Source organism: Enterococcus sp. DIV0724b (assembly GCF_050531475.1).
GTDB classification, from domain to species: Bacteria; Bacillota; Bacilli; order Lactobacillales; family Enterococcaceae; genus Enterococcus_L; species Enterococcus_L haemoperoxidus.
This window is the reverse complement of sequence record NZ_CP172890.1, coordinates 939686-959431: the sequence shown is the minus strand read 5'-3', so window position 1 is coordinate 959431 and position 19746 is coordinate 939686. Positions and strand designations below refer to the sequence as shown.

The window sequence follows — 19746 nt, the reverse complement described above, 5'->3', positions numbered from 1 at the left end:
AAAAGTTTATTAGTTTTTATCAAAAAATTTTCTTAATACTAAATATAAAACAAACGCAGATACAAAACCAGAAATCCAAGAAATATCAGAAATCACTTTTAAAGCAGGAATAAAATTACCACTTAAACAAATAACTAATGCCACAACAGTAGCAGCATACGCAGGTTTATTCAATCCTTTATAGATATTCTGACTATTGTCAGCTTTTTGATCCATATACAACTGATTCAAGTCGATCTTTTGTTTCTGTACAAAATAGTAGTTAGCAATCATTGTTCCTGCAACAGGTCCCAAGACCGCACCGATCGTATTCAAGAAAATAAAAATACTATCTGCATTTTCCATTAATTTCCACGGCATAATCAGAAAGCTGATAACACTAGCAAGTAAAACACCTTTTTTATAATCGATTTTCTTAGGAAATAATGCACACAGCTGATAAGCAGCTGGAATGATATTCCCCGTTGCATTTGTAGAAACTGTTGTTAATAAGAATACTAGCATTGCAACAATAATAGCAAATGAATTATCCCAACGATCCACAATGTTTAAAATATTCCATTCTTGGATTCCGTAACGAATAGAACCACCGATTAAAATCACTACACTCGAAAAGGCAAATATGCCGTAACCAACTAAAAAGCTAGCTGTTTGACCAATAGTCTGATCTTTCGTTGATTTTGCATTTTGAGTAAAATCAGACACACTTGCTCCCGGTGCCGCCCAAACGGCTAAAACTGAATTAATGATCATAAAATAGACAAATACAGGTGAAATATTATGTGCTGCTCCCGCAACGTCATATGATAAAATAGGTCCCAAGCCACCTGCTGCTCCAATGGCCCAAATAGCCATACCACCAAACACAATATAAATCAATGGACTTAGAATAGCTGTGAACTTGTTCAGAATCTTTCCACCGCCGAACCCAATCAACATATTCACCGCCCAGAAAATCGTAAAGGCGATCAATCCTGGAATAGAAATTCCTAAGATCATCGTATCTCCGCCAAGAGTTAGAAAACCTGGCCAAATCTTACCAAGTAAAATCAATAATGCCAATGAACCTGTGTAATTCTGCAATCCAAACCAAGCAATCGCAGCAACACATCCCCTAAGAAACCCTGGCAATTTTGCACCTATATCGCCATAAGTTGAACGTAAATGAATCGCAAAAGGAATGCCATATTTTGATCCCGCTCGACCATTAAAGGTCATAAACAAAGCAACTGCCAATGCACTTATCACCAAAGCCAACATAATATTGATTGGTGAAAGTCCTAGAAATAAAAATCCCCCTACGGCTGTATAATTAGGAATATTATGCACTGAACCCATCCAAAGCGTAAAATAGTTCATTTTTCCCATCATCCTTTTAGACAATGGTTTTGGAAGCAGATCTTCATTATAGCCACGCTCTCGATACCTTTGAAGTTCTTCTTCCGTGATTTGGTAATCTTGGTTTTCCATTATTTCGCCTCCTTTTTAAGCGCTTACACACACTAAGATTCCAAATAATATCTTATTTTTATGTATTCTTTTTGACTAAAAAAATATGATGTGTTTAATTTCTATCAACTATATTTAGTTTCAGAAGCTAAACACATCACTATTTATAATCACATGTACTTATTCAGCACTTGCTTTCTTTTTATTCAAGTTTGCTAATAAGAATAAAGCCGTTCCAACTACTAGTAGAATAACTGAAATATAAAAGCCCATTTCTTTTGAACCAGTCGCATCAGAGATTGAACCTGTCAATGTAGGTGCAATAACTGAAGACATCATTCCGAAAAAGTTAAATACGCCAAGTGTTGTACCAATCCCAACTTTGGGTGCATTTTCTCCAAGCCATGAAATAATGATCGGCTCTACAGCTAGTTTTCCTAGGAAACCATATAAAATCAAGCCAATCAATAATAGCGTTGAGTTTGTTGCTTGCACAGTCAATAATAACATTGCTGCTGCTAAAAATTCTAAGATAACAATAAACTGTACTTTTTTATGCATGAATTTATCAGCTAGACGGCTGAAGAATAACGCACCTGGAATTGAAGCAAACGCTACAAGAGACGCAGAAAATCCGATTGCTGCTCCTTCAAATCCACGTTCAGTTCCCAAGAAGTTTGGTAACCAAGTAACTGTCATATAATACGCGTAACAAGTAGCAAAATATAAAATATAAGCAAATAGCATTTTTGGTGAGAATAATTTTTTGATTGAAACATGTTCTTTTTCAGCAACAGGAGCTTCTGGTGCAGCTGCTGCGGCTTCAGCTGCCTCTGCCGCTTCAGATTGTGCTAAGAATTCAGCATCTTCTTTATTATTACGAATAATTGCAACAAATGCCACTAGCATCACAGCAATCAATGCTACAGAAATATACATCATTGTTTGCCATGGGAATTTTAATTGAACAACTAAAAAACTAGATAAAATCAAACCTAAACCAGAACCAACAGCTGATCCGCTGTTTACAATTGCAGTAGAGAAACTTCTTTTTTCACGTGGAATATTTTGAGAAGTTAGTGAATATGCTGATCCGTAGAAAGATCCACAACCTAAACCTGCTAAAACACTACCAACATAAATCATTTGAATATTTGTTGCTTGAGAAATTAATAAAGCAGCTACTCCGAAAACGATAAAACCTGGAATCAATACTTTTTTCTTCCCGATCTTATCTACTAAGAAACCTGCTGGAATCTGCATTGCTACATATCCAAAGAAGTAACAAGTAGAAATAAAGCCTAACGCTGTATCCGTGATATTTCCGCCAAGTGACTCATTGATTTGCGGATATGCAGGTGATAAAGCTGAACGATATACCCAGATCGTTACCCAACCTGCACATAACAAAATAACAATTTTTTTCCAATAATCCATTCCTGAATTCTTACTTTTTGCATCCATGTCTTTTCCTCCATATGTTATCTTTTAAATGCGCGATACTAAAAATGTTTGTGCAATTTTTATTTCGAACATCTAATAAATAACTTCCTTATTCCTTTTAATTGTAAGCGGTAGCAAACTTTCATGCATCATTATTTTTCACAAACTTGTTAAAAAGTTTGTGCAAAACGAACAATCACTTGCTCTTTCACACAAACTAGTTTAATTTATTTTTTGTAGATTGATAGTGCTGCTTTTACCGCTTCGCCTTTATTGATATCTGCCCCGTAATAGTTAAGAGCACCTTCTAAAGCAGATAATACATGAAGAACATTAGATTTTCTGCTACTATACCCCATATTTCCAATACGCCAAACTTTTCCTTGCAAAGCCCCAAAGGAAGACGCAATTTCCACACAAAATTCGTCTAGCATAAGCGCACGAACTTTTTCACCATCGATTCCTTCAGGAATCATGATCGGTGTAACTGTTGGCATTTTAGTCGTCAAATCACCATAAAAACCTAAACCCATCGCTTTTATACCAGCAACAATTGCTTGGTCATTTTGCGCATGGCGCGCGTAGACATTATCCATCCCTTCTTTGATCATCATTCTAAGGCCTTCATGCAGTCCGTAGATCATGCTTGTCGCTTCCGTATGATGATTGATTCGCTCTTCGCTCCAATAACGCTGTAACTGGCTTAAATCAAGATAATTACTGCTAATATGATTTTCATTGCGAATATCCTTACTTAACCCTAATTCTTTTTGGTAGCGGCTAGTAAGAACCTTTTCTACTCGGTCGTTATAAGTGATCAACGATAAACCAGAAGGGACGCTCACACATTTTTGTGTTCCCGCAATTGCGATATCGACTCCCCAGGCATCTACTTCAAGGGGCACGCCACCATATGTTGCAACCATGTCTACAACAAAGAAAATATCATTTTCTTTACAGTGTTGACCAATTTTTTCCATTGACTGCATTTGTCCATTGGCTGTTTCACCATGAACCATAGCAACAATTTTCGGTTGAAATTTTTTGATCTCTTCAATTACTGTTTCTTGTTCAAATGGTGAGTCCCATTCTTTTTCAAGATAATGAATCTCGGCTTGTGCTCGCTCACAGATTTCTCCTAAAAGATATGCAAAACGGCCATATACCGGAATCAGCACTTTATCTCCTGGTTCGATCAATGCGATTAAAGCAGCTTCTAAACCAGAACGTGATGTTCCATCAATTGCAAATGCTTGCTCATTTTTTGTGCCGAAAGGAATTTTGATCATTTCCTTCACTTCATCCATAATTTGTAAAAAAGCTGGATCAAATTGACCTAAAATAGAAGCTGACATTGCTCTTAATGCGACCGGATGAGCCTCAACTGGCCCTGGTGTCATGATTGTTCTGCTTGGTACTGATATTTCTGAAAACATAACTATTCCTCTTTTCCGTTTTAATTTCATCCTACCTTTATATCCAAAAAAGTCATTGTCACTTTTGAATAAAAAAAATGAATTTTCGGTTATTATGTACAAACCATTCTTGAATCTGCATGCGCTATCATTTAGAATAGAGATATGCTAGGAAATACAATAATATTATGAGTTGATACTTCCTCATCAAAAATTTATCACATGTCTGCATTTTTACTATATACTCTATAGCTTATCAGAAAATGAGAAACTATGCTTGTGAAATTTCCTATTTTTCTGCCAAAGCTGAACGAACCCACTTTACTTTTTTTTATCTAGCTACGCGGATTAGCTCTTCGCAAAAAAAGAGAAACTATAAATTAGTCAAAAATGCCTCAGTTAGAGTTTCCTATTTTTCTGCCAAAGCTGAACGAACCCGCTTTGCTTTTATTTTTATCTAGCTGTACAAATCAATCCTTATGAAAATGGCTAAATTAGCAGTAAAATAACGTTCGTATTAATGCTAACTTCCTAATTTCTACAGGTATAACCAATTTGTTCCACATTTAATAATAGGAGGAAATCCATTGACTACTTTAGAAGATTTATTAAAAATACCAAGATTTTCCGATCTAAAATTATTAACGCATCCTACAAAAGCCAACACAGTTGTTGAAAGTATTGAAATTTCTGAAACTCCTGATGTGGCAGATTTTATTCCAAAAAAGATTTTTCTTTTGACGACTGCCATGGTATACAAAGAGAATCAAAAAGAACTAATTACCTTGATTGATTCTTTAAAGGAACAAGAAGCTGCTGGAATCGGTATTAAAGTTGGACGTTTTATTGAAGCAATTGATCCTGAAGTAGTGGCTTATGCTAATAAAATTGATTTTCCGGTTATTCAAGTACCAAGTACCCAACCTTTAGGTGCTTTGTTGCATCAGCTATTAAATTACTTATGGGATACTAAAACTGAGCAATTAAGCTATGCTCTAGACATTCAAAAACGTTTTTCAGATTTATTAATTCATGATGTGAGCATTGCACGTTTTACCGCTGATTTTGGTAAAATGATTAATACGCCAGTTATTTTAGTAAGTCCTTATCGTAAAGTGATTGCGCACTCAAAACATTTTACCCAAACTTCAAAACCAGCAGAGTATTATGTTGAGCAACTCGTCAGTAAATATAAGACTTGGACCGAAGACAGCCACGCTTCATTTGTGATCAAAGATTTAAATCAAACTCCTTTGCAAATTGCAGGGTTTTCAGTTACAGTAAATAGCTATTTCCCACATTATTTATTGGTTTTAAATCCTGAACAAGTGCCTTATCCAATGTCTGAATTCGCTGTAGAACAAGCCTGTTTAGTCCTGTCATTCATGTTGTATAAAAATCAAAAGGTTCAAGAGTCATTAGATTTTCTCAAAAGTGATTTTTTAGCTCAACTAGTTGAATATCAACAAACGCCTCATCAAACTAAACGCGATTGGCTTGATCTAGGAGCAAATTATGGCTTAAAGAAAAGTACACAATATCAAGTTGTTTATGCTGTTTGCAGTCAAACAACCACCACTGCAACGAAAATCAAATATCAACAAGAAGAAAGCGACGTTGCTTTCCAATGGCTACATGAGACTTTGCCACTTCGAATCAAAGATATTAGTATTTTTAAAGTAAAAAATACAGATCACTTAGCCATTTTAATCCAAAGTAGAGTAAATGATTTAGATAAAATTTTAACTGAATTATCCTTAGAATTATCTAAAAAACTTCCAATTACGTTAACTTTTGCTTTAGGAAATTTATATGAAACTACTGAACAAATTGCTAATTCATTTATCGAAGCCAAAACGGCCTATGAAGAGATGCTCACAATGACAGATAGTCCTTTGATTCATCGATACCATCCTAAAGGAATGAAAAGTCTATTTGAAAAGATGAGCCTTGAAGATATTCATTATTTCTGTGAAACAACGTTAAAAGAGCTTGCTTACCCTGTGGAAGACTCGTTTATAGAACTTCGTAAAACCTTACAATGTTATTTGAGTTTCCAATGTGAGATTTCAAAAACGGCTAAAGCAATGTACCTACACCGCAATACCATAAAATACAGAATCGATCATTGTGCCAAATTACTGGGGAAAAATATCCAAGATCCAACAAATAGCTTGAATTTCCGTTTAGCCTTAGAATTATCTGAGCGATCGAATCAGCATCAATAAGTAAAAGAAAAGAAGCTGTGATTTAACCACAAGAGTCAAATCACAGCTTCTTTTTGGAAAAAAGTGCCTTTTCTATTTGTATTCGTTTAGCCTGTAATTCTTGTTCCTGCTCTACCTAATAACGCTTGGTCAGCCTCTTCTAAAGAACAAATAATAGCGGTCTTGCCTTGTGCTGCAAATCCAATTGCCGCTTCCATTTTTGGACCCATACTACCGTCAGCAAAATGACCGGCATCCATATATTGTTGTGCTTGTTTTACAGAAATTGTTTCTAGTTTTTCTTGATTTTCTTTACCATAATTAATATAAACATTGCTTACATCTGTCAACATCATGAAGACATTTGCATCGATTTGTTCCGCTAGTTTTTTACCTGTGCGATCTTTATCAATAACAGCTTCAATTCCTTTTAACAAACCATCTTGGTTGCGAACAACAGGAATTCCTCCGCCACCGCCAGCGATAACAATCGTATTTTGATTTAATAGCTTAACAATGGCATCTACACCATGAATTGCTTTTGGTTGTGGAGAAGGAACAACACGGCGATATCCGCGACCAGCGTCTTCCATCATCACCCAATTTTTTTCTTGTTCCATTTGTTTCGCTTCTTCTTCTGAGTAAAAAATTCCGATTGGCTTATTTGGATTATCGAATGCTTCATCATCAGCTGAAACTTCTGTTTGCGTTAATAATGTAATAACATTACTTGTCAACCCTTTTGTTTCCAATGAGTTTTTCAAACTTTGTTCTAACATATATCCAATAAAACCTTGTGATTCAGCGTTACAAACATCTAGTGGAAACGGTGGAACTACATCTTTTGCTTCCTCGTTTTGTCTTAAAATATTCCCAACTTGAGGACCATTTCCATGTGTCAAAACGATTTCATAGTTTAATTCTTCTACTTTTGCAACAAGCTCTGTACTTGCTTTTACATTCTCTAATTGCACCTCAAGTGTTGCTTCTTGGTTTGGTTTTAAAATTGCATTGCCTCCCAATGCGATCACGACACGATTTGCCATAATTATCCTCCTTCATTTAATGCTTATTAATTTAATTGTTGTTAAAAAGCCTGCCAGTAAATCAACACCTGATGTGTGACCTACTGAAATAAGTGATTTAACAACTTTTATAATATGTTCTTCACTGCTATTTGTCGTCAATGCTTCCATCAATTTAAGAACTGGTTCGCTAAAATGTCCTGCTAACGCGCATAACAAATAATGCTTGCTGATATCTGTTGTAACAGAACGTTCTGATAACAGTTCAGTAAGTAATAGGTTCGTTAATATTGAGCTTTGTTTATCCAGTAGCAGTCTCACAGCAAGATGTCCAACAATCATGTCATCTCCAGAAGGGGTTAGCCCCATTCCTCGACCTAAAAGAAAATCAAGACCTGATTTTTGTTGTGACTGATTTTCAGAACAGAGCTGAATAAGCGCATTTTTAAATGAGTGTTTTCCTTCTAAAAACTGAGCTAAAGACTGTTGATTTCCCGTTACCTTTACTAATGAATTTGAATATGAAAATAGTCTTTCTTGACTTTTCCCCTCTAAGTTTCCGACCACCACAGCTACTGACGAATACCGTTTCCCATGTGTCAGTAATAGATGATTTTTTGAAAAATGCAAACATTTTTGCTCCCAAGTAATTTGTTCTCCAATTTCGATTGTTGATAACACGTGTGAAAAATCACTAGCTTGTAAGTAAATACCATTCGGCATAAAAGGATAGTTAGTGGTCGTCACGACCACTAACTGTTGTTTCCTCTCATCTTGAATATTGAAGCTATTCTTATATTTACTATGGACCCGCCATTTTAGTTCTTCAAAGTTATCCATTAAAAGAAGTTGATCAATAAAACAAGCATTAACAAACAATATCTTCACCTTTTATTCTGTAAAACCTAATTTTTTTGCATAAGCTAAGACAGCTTTTTCAAAACAGTCGATTGGTGGTGTTACAGTTCCGGCACCAATTTGACCTAGACCAGCTTTTTTATTTGCGATGCCTGTATTGATTACTGGAAGAATTCCAGTTTCTACAACTTTTCTCGCATCAATTCCGAGACAAATTCCTTTAAAGTCCCAAGTTGGAACTGGAAAGTTAGGGTTAGTGTCAATACAAATTTCAGTCATTTCATTACTTGTATTCAATGCATCATAGAAACCACCTGAACCAACAAAACGAGTAACTGCTGGAGCTGCGATCATGGCCATACCACCGACACCAAATGTTTCAGTGATAGCACTATCTCCCATATCTGGCGCTGCATCTGCTTCACTAAAGCCAGAGAAATATAACCCTTGCGGTGTGTTAACAGGTCCTGTGAACCATTCGTCACCCATTCCAGCAATACGGATACCAAACTCATATCCATTTCTACACATTGCAGTTACGATTGTTCCTTCTTGAATTTGTCTTGCCCCATCCATTACAGCTTTCGCAGAAGCCATCATGATATTTAAGAAGAATTGATCTGTATCCGCTAAGAATTGTACAACTTCTTCACGTTTCGTTTGATCGATTTCAGTCAATCCAACAATGATCGGTGCCATTTCTTTCAAGAAAGCTAATGATGCTGCAATATTACGTTGGTGGAATTCATCCCCCATAGCAATTGCTTTAGCAACCAACACATTGATGTTTAATCCGTCTTCTTTTGTTTTTAATGCTGCACTTAAAACAGGTGCCAATGTGTCTCTCATCCATCTCAAACGAGTGATTACTTCATCAGAATAAGCACCAAAACGTAATACTGCACCAATTCCTTCGTTCATCGTACAGAAAGCACGATTGCCATCTGTTTTATTTTCAACAACTAAAACAGCCATATTTGCTGATGTGATTCCACCCATTGGTCCTACAGCATTTACATGATGACATGGAATCAGTTTTACTTCGCCAGATTCTAGCATTTTTCTTGCTTCTTCTTCAGTTTCACACCATTCTTCAAATAATGCTGCTCCCACACAGGCGCCTTGAATTGGATCAACCATTTTATCGTAAGTGATTGGAGGTCCTGCATGAAGTAATACTTTTCCTTCATTTAATTCTGGGATTACTGATTTTGCTGGAACTACATCTAATAAGAAAGGAGAACCAGCAACGATTTTTGCTGCTACCGCTTGGTTTGCTTCATCGATTGTTTTATATGCCATTTGATTTTTTTCTCCCTTATTTAGCTAATGCTACTTTATTTAAGAACTGTAATGCTTTTTGCAAAGTGATATTTCCGCCTGCAACAGGTTGCCAGTCATATTGAACCACTTTACCACCATGATTGATGATCGCTTCAGAGAAACTACGTAAACCAACGTTGATAAAACTTTGATTTGTTAATAATGCTAACATTGCTTCTGTTGGCTCAATTGTAACTGGATTCACTGCTGGTGCTGCTTCAATTGCTTTATCTGTTTGTGTCAATGGATGATCTAGGATCGCTAAAGCTAAACGAACTGCTTGTGCATTACTGTCACAAAGAATAACGCCAGCCTCTTTCATGATTGTTTCTTGCTCATGAATGTTTTGAGGATCTTCATCCGTTCCCACAATCGTACTGATCACAAATAATTCTCTACCTTCAGCTTTTGCATTTGCTTTGATTTCTTTGATAGTTGGTGCTAATTCTTGTGCCATATTTGCATGAGAACCGTAGCCTAATACAACATCTAATAAAATGATTGCTGTTTCAGGGTCTTTTCCTGCTTCTTCTAACATTTCTTTACGTTTTGATGGATCGATCATTGGATGAGGTTTACCTTGTGTATAAACATCATCTCCTAAATCGATGATTTCATGGCCTTGATTTTTTAAGATAAAGCCTTCAGATGCATGCTCGTCACCTGTTAAAGCTAAACCTTCTTTGATCAACATTGCTGCTTCATAAGCAAGTGTTCCACCAGAGTACAAGCCTTTAACATATTTTTGTTCTGGTTTGAAAGAATGTACTGGCACAGATAATGTTTCTTTCACCGCTGTAACAGCTTCTTTATTCAATAATTGAATAGCCGTTTGAGCCGCTTCTTCTAATGTATAGGCACGATAAAGATTTTCTTCATGTGACGTTGGTTTTTCGCCTAGGAAAATCGTTACAGCAGGTTTTGAGATGCTTCTTAAAAGATTTAAGACTTCATCACGAACTTCTGGTGCAGGTGGTTTAGAGATCACGACAACCACTTCTGTGTTAGGATCTTTCTCTAGTGTCATAATACTGTCTTTTAAAGTGATTCCGCCAATTTCAGCTTTCAAGTCACGTCCACCAGTACCGATTGCATTCGTCACACCGCCACCTAATTTGTGGATGATCGTTGTTACTTCTTGAATACCTGTTCCAGAAGCACCAACAACGCCGATTTTCCCTTTACGAACAGCATTTGTGAATGCCACAGGAATACCATTGATAATCCCAGTTCCGCAATCTGGTCCCATTAATAGCAAACCTGCATCATGTGCTTTTTCTTTTAGACGTTTTTCATCTTCGATTGCGACATTATCACTAAAACAAAAGACATGCTTGCCTTCATCTAATGCTTTTTCAATTTCAAGTGCTGCATGGGTACCAGGTATAGAGAAAACAACTACGCCAGCATCTTTACCAAGCTCAAAGGCTTTATCCCACGTTTTTACGACTTCTTCACCAGTAGTGTCGCCGCCACCTTTTGTTTGTTCTTCTAAAAATACATCGATTTCAGTTAAGACTTGATCGATCAATGAGTCGTCTTCGATGTCTAAAACGATCACCATATCATTAGACGATGCCTTTTCTAATTCATCGGTGTATAAGCCACCTGTTTTAAAAATATCTTTATTTGCAGGTGTTCCCATCATAACTGAAACATTATGAACGCCATCGATTGTATTTAATTTGTTGGTTAATAACATCAAGACGATTGAATCTTGATAGCTATTTGCCTTAATAATTGTGTGCAGCATTGAAATTCCTCCATTTATTTATTTTGCTTTGCAAAATTTATTCCGCAAACTTATTTTTATGATCATAATGATCATAATGAATATCGTCACTGATTAAATATTCGTAAATATCATCCACAATTTCGATTCCATTTTCTTCATAATTTTTTTCACGTGCACGTCCTCGTTCACCTGGATAGTTTACTTCAGTAAAACCAGGACTTGGGCTGATTTCTTTTAATTCATCCAACATTGTTGAAATATTCTTTTTAAAGACGTCTAAACCAATGAAGAAATCTGGATTGATCACAATGTGAAGCTGACCTAATTCGCGGCCTTTAGATAAATCATGATACATGGAAGAAACGTGTTTGCCAAACGGCACGCCTAGTAAAATCCCCGATAAAATATCTACCATCATCATCAAACCATACCCTTTTGGTCCTGCAATCGGCAATAACGCGTTCACTGCTGTAGAATCCGTTGTTGGATTTCCTTTGGCATCGACTGCCCAAGAGTCTGGTATAGCTTCTTTTTTAGATCGAGCATGCAATATTTTCCCCCAAGCTTGAACGGTTGTTGCCATATCAAATGTAATCACACGATCGTCATTACTAGGGGCAGCAAACGCAATTGGATTTGTACCGAAGTAAGGTTCACTTCCTCCAAATGGTACAACCATTGGGTCAGATTGGCAAACAGAAAGGGCTACCATATCTTGTTCTGCAGCTCTTTCTACATAATAGGCAAGCGCTCCGCTATGAGAGATATTACGAACCCCGACAACAGCAACACCATTTTTCTTTGCCATTTCAATGGCTAAGTCCATTGCTTTTTCTGCAGCAACAAAACCAGAACCATTATCGCCTTCAAACATACCACAGCTAGGAGCTGTTTGCTCAAAAGAAAACGTAGGATCGTTGGTGATACCGCCTTTCGCAATTCTTTCCGAATAATATTCCACACGCATCGCACCGTGAGAATGAATTCCTCTTGCATCTGCAAACGTTAAAACATCACTTACGATTCCTGCATGTTCTTCCGATAAACCAGCTTTTTGTATTTTATCTTTGATTAGTTGATGTAAATCCGCTTTTTTTACTCTCATTTTAAAACGCCTCCTTTTATTAGTGGTAACAACGTTCCGCTTCGACAGAAAAATAGGAAAAATTGACTGAGGTGCTTTTGGCCTCATTCAATTTTTATCTTTTTTCCGAGAAGCAAGCCCGCGGAGCTAGATACCATACGACAACAATTCTCCGCTTCGCTAATACTTATACAAACCAACAACATTTTTTATACTATATCTTAATTCCAAAACAATTTTATTTTTTTTCACCAAAAGCATTCGTATTTTCATATCGATCAAAATGAAGTGTGTCACTCTTTAAATAGTCATAGATATCTTTAACGATGTCGATACCATCTTTCATTGATTTTTCATAATTGATTTGATTGATTTCGCCTGGATAATATACTTGCTCAAACCCATCAGCTGCTGGAATGTCATGTAACTCTTCTACCATACCATCCACTGATTCTTTGAACATATCCAAGTCAGTAAAACGTTTTGGATCGATCAAAATATACATTTGACCAACATTACGTCCTTTGCTTATATCGTCATACATTGAAGAAACGTGTTTCCCAAATGGTAAGCCTAAAAGCATACCTGATAAAATATCTACCATCATCATCAAGCCATAGCCTTTTGGTCCTGCAATCGGTAATAAACCATTGACTTTATGGGGATCCGTTGTTGGTTTTCCTTCTTTATCAACTGCCCAAGTATCTGGGATATCTTTATTTTTAGAACGAGCATCCAAGACTTTGCCCCACGCTTGAACAGTAGTTGCCATATCAAAAACAACAGGTTCATGACCTTTTCTAGGCGCTGCAAAAGCAATCGGATTCGTTCCAAAATAATTTTCTTTTCCTCCGAATGGTACGACCATCGGATCAGATTGACACATTGCAATAGCAATCAAATCTTGTTGCGCTGCCTTTTTCACATAATAAGATAACGCTCCGCTGTGACTGATTTTAGAGATTCCCACAGCCGCAACTCCTGATTTTTTTGCCATATCTATAGCATAACCAAGACCAACATCTGCGACGAATTGTCCAGCGCCATTTTTACCGTGAACGATTCCTGAACTTGGGCCAGTTTCTTCAAATTCAATTACTGGATCAAGCGTCACACCGCCTTTGTCGATTTGTTCTGCATAATATTCTACCCTAACGGCTCCATGTGAGTGGATACCGCACGCATCTGCAAATACCAAATGTGTCGCCACTTCATCTGCATGCTCTGGTTTTAAACCAGCTGTTGTTAATTTTTTTTCGATCAAATCATGCAATTCTTCTGGTTTCACTACAACAGTTTCATTCATTCTTAAACTTCCTCTTCAAATTAAATTTCTGGATCACGGTTGCAATCTTTTGAATAGACATACATCAATGGTTCGTCACGTCCTACAGCATAGGCTGCTTGTTGTACGTATGAACTCATAAAGATATAATCTCCCTTTTCGACTGGCATCCACTCATTGTCTAAGTTATACATGCCTTGTCCAGAAAGTAAGTACGCACCGTGTTCTTGATAGTGTGTTTCAATATAACCATGACTTGCTCCTGGTTCAAATGAAAGAATGTGGAAGTTCATATCAAAGCCTAGATCTTTCGGTAAGAAGTCCCATAAAAGAACGTCTTTCATGCCTTCATATTCGATTGGTTCCATATCATTGACATTACCGACTACTTTATGTGCTTCATAGCCTTCTAGTGGTTGATAGCGTTTTTTGTATAAGAAAATTTCAGTATCCGCATCTTGTCCGTTTTCCAAATACATCAATGTGCTAGCAGGTAAATAGACATAACCACCTTTTGTTAGTTCATGTGTTTCTGTACCATCATTGACTTTTAGGACACCATCAATCACATAAACAATTGTTTCCACACCGTCTCCGCCAAAGCCACGTTGGTTTTTACCATCTTTGTGTAGCGTAATAATATAATCGACAAAATTTGCACCTAATTGTTTTGATCCTAAAATTGAACAATCACAGTTTTCAAAGCCTGGAATCACATTATTTACCAATCCATCATGAGGAATCAATGCATAATTATTTTTTTTGATCACAGCTCTAGATGATAATAAACCATCAAGATAACCTGTTTGATTATTTTTATAACCCATTTTTATTTTTCCTACTTTCTTTTATTTATATGCTAATTCGTATAAGGCACTTGCAAGTACTTTGACACCGTTGACCAAGTCATCGATATCTGTTGCTTCTGCTGGGTTATGACTAATACCATTAATACTTGGTACAAAAATCATAGCCGTTGGGAAGTGTGGTGCAATAACTTGTGAATCGTGACCTGCTCCACTGTGCATCACTTTATATTTCATGTTTTCAGCAATAGCTGCCGTTTCAATCGCAGTCACAATTTCTTCATTCATCGGTACTGGCGCTTCATCCATCCATAAATCGATATCGATTTCTAAACCATGTTCGGCAGCAATTTTTCTCATTAATTCTTCAATTTCTTTAGTAAATGCATGCAATTCTCCACTATCGGTATGACGACAATCCATTGTAAATAGAACTTCACCAGGTACTACGTTTACAGTATTTGGTTTTGGTTCAACTTTACCGAAAGTCAATACTAATGGATCACCGACTTCTAATGCACGATCGATTGCTTGTGAACAAATCTTAGCAAAAGCATAAACAGCATCTTTACGATAGCCCATTGGCGTTGTTCCAGCATGATTTGCTTCACCTTTTAGAACGATCGTATAGCGTCTTTGACCTGCAATATTATTCACAACACCTATTTGTAAGTTTTCTTTTTCAAGCACAGTTCCTTGCTCGATATGAATTTCTACGAATGCTTTAATATCATCTCTTGCAGCTTTGCTTTCATCTCTAAAGTCAAACCCGTGACGTTGCATTTCTTCAACGAATTTCAAACCTTCAAAGTCAGAGATTTCAATAACATCTTCTTTTTTCGCTTCGCCGACGAAGTTTTTACTTCCCCAGAAAACCGTTGGGAAGCGACTGCCTTCTTCTTCAGCCATTGAGATAACTTCTAATGAACGTTTTGGTTTACCGTATGTTTCTAATAAATATTGGATGGCAACATATGCTGCGATGACACCAAATTGGCCATCTAAGTTCCCACCATTGACAACAGTATCAATATGAGAACCTGATAAAATCGTTTCTTCTGGATGTTCTGTTCCTTCTACTCTACCAAAGAGATTACCGATTTCATCAAATGAAGCTGTCATGCCTATAGCTTCCAAATTTTCTTTCACAGTTTTTTGCGCTTTTAACCAAGAGTCAGAATACAATAAACGTGTCATTCCACCTGTTGGATCGTTACCAATATTAGAAATTTGATCGATATTTTCCTGTAAAACTTTTTTTAAATCCATTAGATACATCTCCCTCTTTTATTATCATAACCATTGTAAGCGGTTGCCGACTTTCATACACTATCCATATTTCACAAATTAACTACTATCTTTGTGCGCATTAAACATAAAGACTGAGGCTATTTGGGTTAAAATAGAAATAAGTTAGTGAAATTATCTTTATTCATAGGCTAATCTTTGGAAAAAAGATAAAATAGTAGTATGACATAATAATATAAATTCACATTTTTCTGTTAAAAGCTGAAAGAAACATTGCTTCCATTTGTTGCTTGATATTGAAATACACTCGGAGCATTGTTTCTTATAATTCAAGGAGGACTTTTTATGATAAAACAAGAATTCTGTTATAGCCAACTGAATGATTTAGACTTGTCTGTGACCTTTTATTCAAAACAAAATGACTCTTCTGCCAAAGCTACACTGATTTATTTGCATGGTGGCGGACTTCTCTACGGTAGTCGGGATGATTTACCAGAAACCTATTGTGAGCTTTTAGTGGAGAAAGGCTATAATTTGCTGACCGTTGATTATCCTTTAGCACCTGAAGTCAAACTGCCAACTATCATTAATTGTTTAAGAGAAGCCATTGATTGGTTCTTAAAAAATTACCAATCGATTTTAGGCTTGGAGCGTTCAGATTATTTCTTGTTTGGTCGTTCAGCTGGTGGGTTTCTTTCCTACCTATTATCTGCTCGTTATGCTTTACCAGAGCAAAAAGGATTGATCAGCTTTTATGGTTATTATGATTTGATAAACCCGACTTTCAGTCAGCCAAGTAGTTACTATAATCAATTTCCTAAAATAGCACCGCTAACTGCTCAAGCTTTGATTCAGCCAGAACCAATTGCAGGTGTTTCTATCAATGAACGATTTTCACTTTATTTATCTGGTCGACAATTTGGTAACTGGTTGAGTTATCTAACTAACTCTCCTAGTGAAAAAGAAACGTTTAGTTTAACTGATGCAGAACTTGCCCAACTTCCACCTACATTTTTAGCCCACAGTTCTGCTGATCAAGACGTTCCAGTTGAAGCATCTCGTATTGCCAGTAATAAAATCTCCAATGTTACTTATGAAGAAGTCGAAAAACTTCCTCATGATTTTGACGGTGATCTTACTAAAAATGAAGGGCTTAACGTTTACCATGCTTTGATTGAATGGCTTGACAAAGTATTAGCCACAACTTGATTTTAACATAATTGATTGATTCTTTAACTTAAAAAAAGACATTCCCGATCACTCAGGAATGTCTTTTAAATTTCGTTTATTTTTCAGTTGCAGTTTCAGTGATAACTTCTACTGCACGTTTCATGCGGATATCATGTTTTAACATGTCTTCTGTTAAGACTTTTTTAACTTGATCGATCGGCATGTTGTATTGTTCTGATAGTTCTTTGATTTCATTATCCATATCTTCTTGAGATACTTCGATATCTTCTGCTTTAGCGATCGCTTCGATTACAAGGTTTGTTTTCGTACGAACTTCTGCTTCTGCTTCAAATTGTTTGTGCAAGTCAGCTTCTGTTGTTCCAGTTAATTGATAGTACATATCTGGAGCGATTCCTTGACGTTGCATGTTGTTTAAGAATTCATCCATTGAACGGTGAACTTCATCATGTACCATTACGTGTGGTAATTCAACGATTTCAGCATTATCAACAGCTTGACGGATAGCTGCTTCGTCTTTTGCTTCTGTTGCAGCAGCTTCTTTAGATTCTGTTAATTCGTTACGGTATTTTTCTTTTAATTCGTCTAATGATTCTACTGAATCGTCAACATCTTTCGCAAATTCATCATCTAAAGTTGGTAATTCTTTCGCTTTCACTTCGTGAACTTTCACTTGGAAAACAGCTTCTTTACCAGCTAAATCTTCTGCTTGGTAATCTTCTGGGAATGTTACTTTTACTTCAACTTCTTCGCCAGCTTTTTTGCCAACTAATTGTTCTTCAAAGCCTGGGATGAAAGAGTTAGAACCTAATTCAAGAGAATAGTTTTCGCCTTTTCCACCTTCAAAAGCTTCGCCATCTTTAAATCCTTCAAAATCGATTACGACAGTGTCGCCTTCAACAGCTGCTTCGTCTTCTTTGATTACTAATTCAGCTTGTGCATCTAATTCACGTTGGATGCGTGCATCTAAGTCTTCGTCTGTTACTTCACGGTCTTGTTTTTCAACTGTTAAGTTTTTGTATTCGCCTAATTTAACTTCAGGTTTTACAGTCACTTCAGCAGTTACAACCCAATCTTCCCCTTTATTCATGCTTTCAACATCAATTTTAGGTTGTGATACAGGATCGATTCCAGCTTCTTTCACAGCTGCTTCGTAAACTTCTGGTAACACTGCGTTCAAAGCATCTTCATATAATGCTTCTTCGCCGTACATACGGTTGAATACTTGACGTGACACTTTCCCTTTACGGAATCCTGGTACGTTAAGATTTTTTTTAACTTTATCGAATGCTTGTTTCAAGCCTTTTTCAATTAGAGTTTGATCAACTGAAAAAGTTAACACACCATCATTGGTGCCTTTTTTTTCAAATTTCGCAGACATTTGTTTCCCTCCGAATAACTTAATTTTATACATGAATTTATGTTATGCATACCTTTAAATAGTACACTATCACTGGATAAATGTAAACATTTTAGGTGAGAAGAAGGGAAAATAAACTGATTTTTTGAATTGTAAAATGAATTACTTGATAAACGAACTAGATTAACTTACTTATTTCCTAGTATTTTCCAATAAATTTTAAAAAGGCAATATTACTTATCTGCTATTCAATCAAACTGAAAGCGGCCTGTAACTTTTTAGTTGCAGGCCTTTTCTTTCATTTTAATAATCAAACTGACGATAATAACGTCTAATATCTAACGGATGGCAATTCAACTGTTCAACATGAGCATCAATACGTTGTGTCACACAATGCATCAGCAAGAATGGCAAAACTCTTCCACGATATTTGTCACTGATTCCTGCGACTGGATAATCCTTTGAATCAATAATCGTATAGTTAGCGCAAATACGCGGTAACAAATTCGCTACTCTTTCAGACAATGGACGTTGTTCATCCTCACCAATAAATAAAGTGACTGCCGTTGTTTCCTCCACAATTTCTAACGTTCCGTGTAAAAACTCAGCAGCATGGATTGATTTTGAACGTAGCCAACTTTGTTCTTCCCAATAGCACATTGCATAAGAATAAACTGCGCCCCATTGATTACCCGCTCCGATAAAATAATGCATATCATCGTGACGATGGGCTTGGGCAAATTTTAACCCAAAGTCATCCGCTTTTTTCTCAGCTTCAACTAAACCAACAGGAAGATATTCTTCTAGTTCTTGATAATATTCTTCATAATCATCAAATTCGCTATTATTTTTCATCAATCGATCTGCTATCATAAAGAACTTGATTTGTTCCGTTCCTGGTGCTGGATACGTCACAACATAATCACATTTTTCTGCTAGAATACTTCCTTTTGCATCAATAAAACCGATCAATGTTGCCCCAACTGTTTTAATTTCTTCCACCGCTTTGACAACTTCTTGGGTTGTGCCAGTTACTGAAGACAAAATAACGATCGAATCTTTGGTTAAGCGACGATTGCCAGTTGTATAATATTCAGCGGCATGCTGTACATAAGCAGGTAGATTACTTTTTCCATTAATGTACGTCACTGCTTGCATCGCTGAAGCATAGGTTCCGCCAATACCAAGATAATAAATAGAGTCAAATCCTTTTCCCCACACTTCATCAACTATTTTTTCGACTTGCGGACGTAGTGCTAACGCTCCTTTGATATCTTCGATTTGCTTTATTTCGTTAAATTTTAACATTGTTTACGCTCC

At 36.5% G+C, this 19746-nt stretch carries 15 protein-coding genes; 2 read left to right on the top strand and 13 right to left on the bottom strand.

What is annotated here, in order from left to right; all coding sequences use genetic code 11:
* Window positions 1–9: 9 nt before the first annotated feature.
* The 3 genes from allW to IGJ02_RS04490 all read right to left on the bottom strand — a co-directional run bounded on the left by allW (window position 10) and on the right by IGJ02_RS04490 (window position 4328).
* Window positions 10–1470, bottom strand: a complete 1461-nt coding sequence (gene allW, locus IGJ02_RS04500) for an allantoin permease (protein WP_010760622.1) — start codon at window positions 1468–1470, stop codon at window positions 10–12.
* Window positions 1471–1629: 159 nt separating this feature from the next.
* Window positions 1630–2913 (bottom strand): MFS transporter, encoded by a 1284-nt coding sequence (locus IGJ02_RS04495; RefSeq protein WP_430603436.1) that lies wholly within the window; start codon window positions 2911–2913, stop codon window positions 1630–1632.
* 206 nt (window positions 2914–3119) lie between these two features.
* Window positions 3120–4328 carry a pyridoxal-phosphate-dependent aminotransferase family protein gene (locus IGJ02_RS04490; RefSeq protein ID WP_010760620.1) on the bottom strand — a complete coding sequence of 403 codons (1209 nt, stop codon included), beginning with the start codon at window positions 4326–4328 and terminating at the stop codon, window positions 3120–3122.
* Window positions 4329–4894: 566 nt separating this feature from the next.
* Here IGJ02_RS04490 and IGJ02_RS04485 point away from each other — a divergent pair.
* Window positions 4895–6535, top strand: coding sequence for a PucR family transcriptional regulator (locus IGJ02_RS04485; protein ID WP_010760619.1), 1641 nt, complete (start codon window positions 4895–4897; stop codon window positions 6533–6535).
* An 86-nt stretch (window positions 6536–6621) separates the two neighbouring features.
* Here the strand turns inward: IGJ02_RS04485 and arcC are convergent, their stop codons facing one another.
* The 8 genes from arcC to allC form a co-directional block, all read right to left on the bottom strand.
* Window positions 6622–7560 (bottom strand): carbamate kinase, encoded by a 939-nt coding sequence (gene arcC, locus IGJ02_RS04480; protein ID WP_010760618.1) that lies wholly within the window; start codon window positions 7558–7560, stop codon window positions 6622–6624.
* Between the two features lie 12 nt (window positions 7561–7572).
* Window positions 7573–8427, bottom strand: coding sequence for a DUF2877 domain-containing protein (locus IGJ02_RS04475; protein ID WP_430603435.1), 855 nt, complete (start codon window positions 8425–8427; stop codon window positions 7573–7575).
* Between the two features lie 3 nt (window positions 8428–8430).
* Window positions 8431–9699 carry a DUF1116 domain-containing protein gene (locus tag IGJ02_RS04470; protein WP_010760616.1) on the bottom strand — a complete coding sequence of 423 codons (1269 nt, stop codon included), beginning with the start codon at window positions 9697–9699 and terminating at the stop codon, window positions 8431–8433.
* 16 nt (window positions 9700–9715) lie between these two features.
* On the bottom strand, window positions 9716–11473 hold the full coding sequence (gene fdrA, locus IGJ02_RS04465; RefSeq protein WP_430603434.1) for an acyl-CoA synthetase FdrA: 1758 nt from the start codon (window positions 11471–11473) through the stop codon (window positions 9716–9718).
* 37 nt (window positions 11474–11510) lie between these two features.
* Window positions 11511–12560: an ureidoglycolate dehydrogenase gene (gene allD, locus IGJ02_RS04460; protein WP_430603433.1), complete on the bottom strand. Its 1050-nt coding sequence runs from the start codon at window positions 12558–12560 to the stop codon at window positions 11511–11513.
* Window positions 12561–12777: 217 nt separating this feature from the next.
* On the bottom strand, window positions 12778–13845 hold the full coding sequence (allD, locus tag IGJ02_RS04455) for an ureidoglycolate dehydrogenase (RefSeq protein ID WP_430603432.1): 1068 nt from the start codon (window positions 13843–13845) through the stop codon (window positions 12778–12780).
* Between the two features lie 20 nt (window positions 13846–13865).
* Window positions 13866–14651, bottom strand: a complete 786-nt coding sequence (gene allE, locus IGJ02_RS04450; protein WP_010760612.1) for a (S)-ureidoglycine aminohydrolase — start codon at window positions 14649–14651, stop codon at window positions 13866–13868.
* 21 nt (window positions 14652–14672) lie between these two features.
* The gene (allC, locus tag IGJ02_RS04445) at window positions 14673–15899 is read right to left on the bottom strand and encodes an allantoate deiminase (RefSeq protein ID WP_010760611.1); all 1227 of its coding nucleotides are present in this window, start codon (window positions 15897–15899) and stop codon (window positions 14673–14675) included.
* A 324-nt stretch (window positions 15900–16223) separates the two neighbouring features.
* Here allC and IGJ02_RS04440 point away from each other — a divergent pair, with 324 nt between their 5' ends.
* Complete coding sequence (locus IGJ02_RS04440; protein WP_430603431.1) at window positions 16224–17087, top strand: alpha/beta hydrolase; 864 nt, start codon at window positions 16224–16226, stop codon at window positions 17085–17087.
* Window positions 17088–17163: 76 nt separating this feature from the next.
* Here the strand turns inward: IGJ02_RS04440 and tig are convergent, their stop codons facing one another.
* Both tig and IGJ02_RS04430 read right to left on the bottom strand, forming a co-directional pair.
* Window positions 17164–18447 (bottom strand): trigger factor, encoded by a 1284-nt coding sequence (gene tig / locus IGJ02_RS04435; RefSeq protein WP_010760609.1) that lies wholly within the window; start codon window positions 18445–18447, stop codon window positions 17164–17166.
* Between the two features lie 282 nt (window positions 18448–18729).
* Window positions 18730–19734, bottom strand: a complete 1005-nt coding sequence (locus tag IGJ02_RS04430) for an SIS domain-containing protein (RefSeq protein WP_430603430.1) — start codon at window positions 19732–19734, stop codon at window positions 18730–18732.
* Between the last annotated feature and the right edge of the window lie 12 nt (window positions 19735–19746).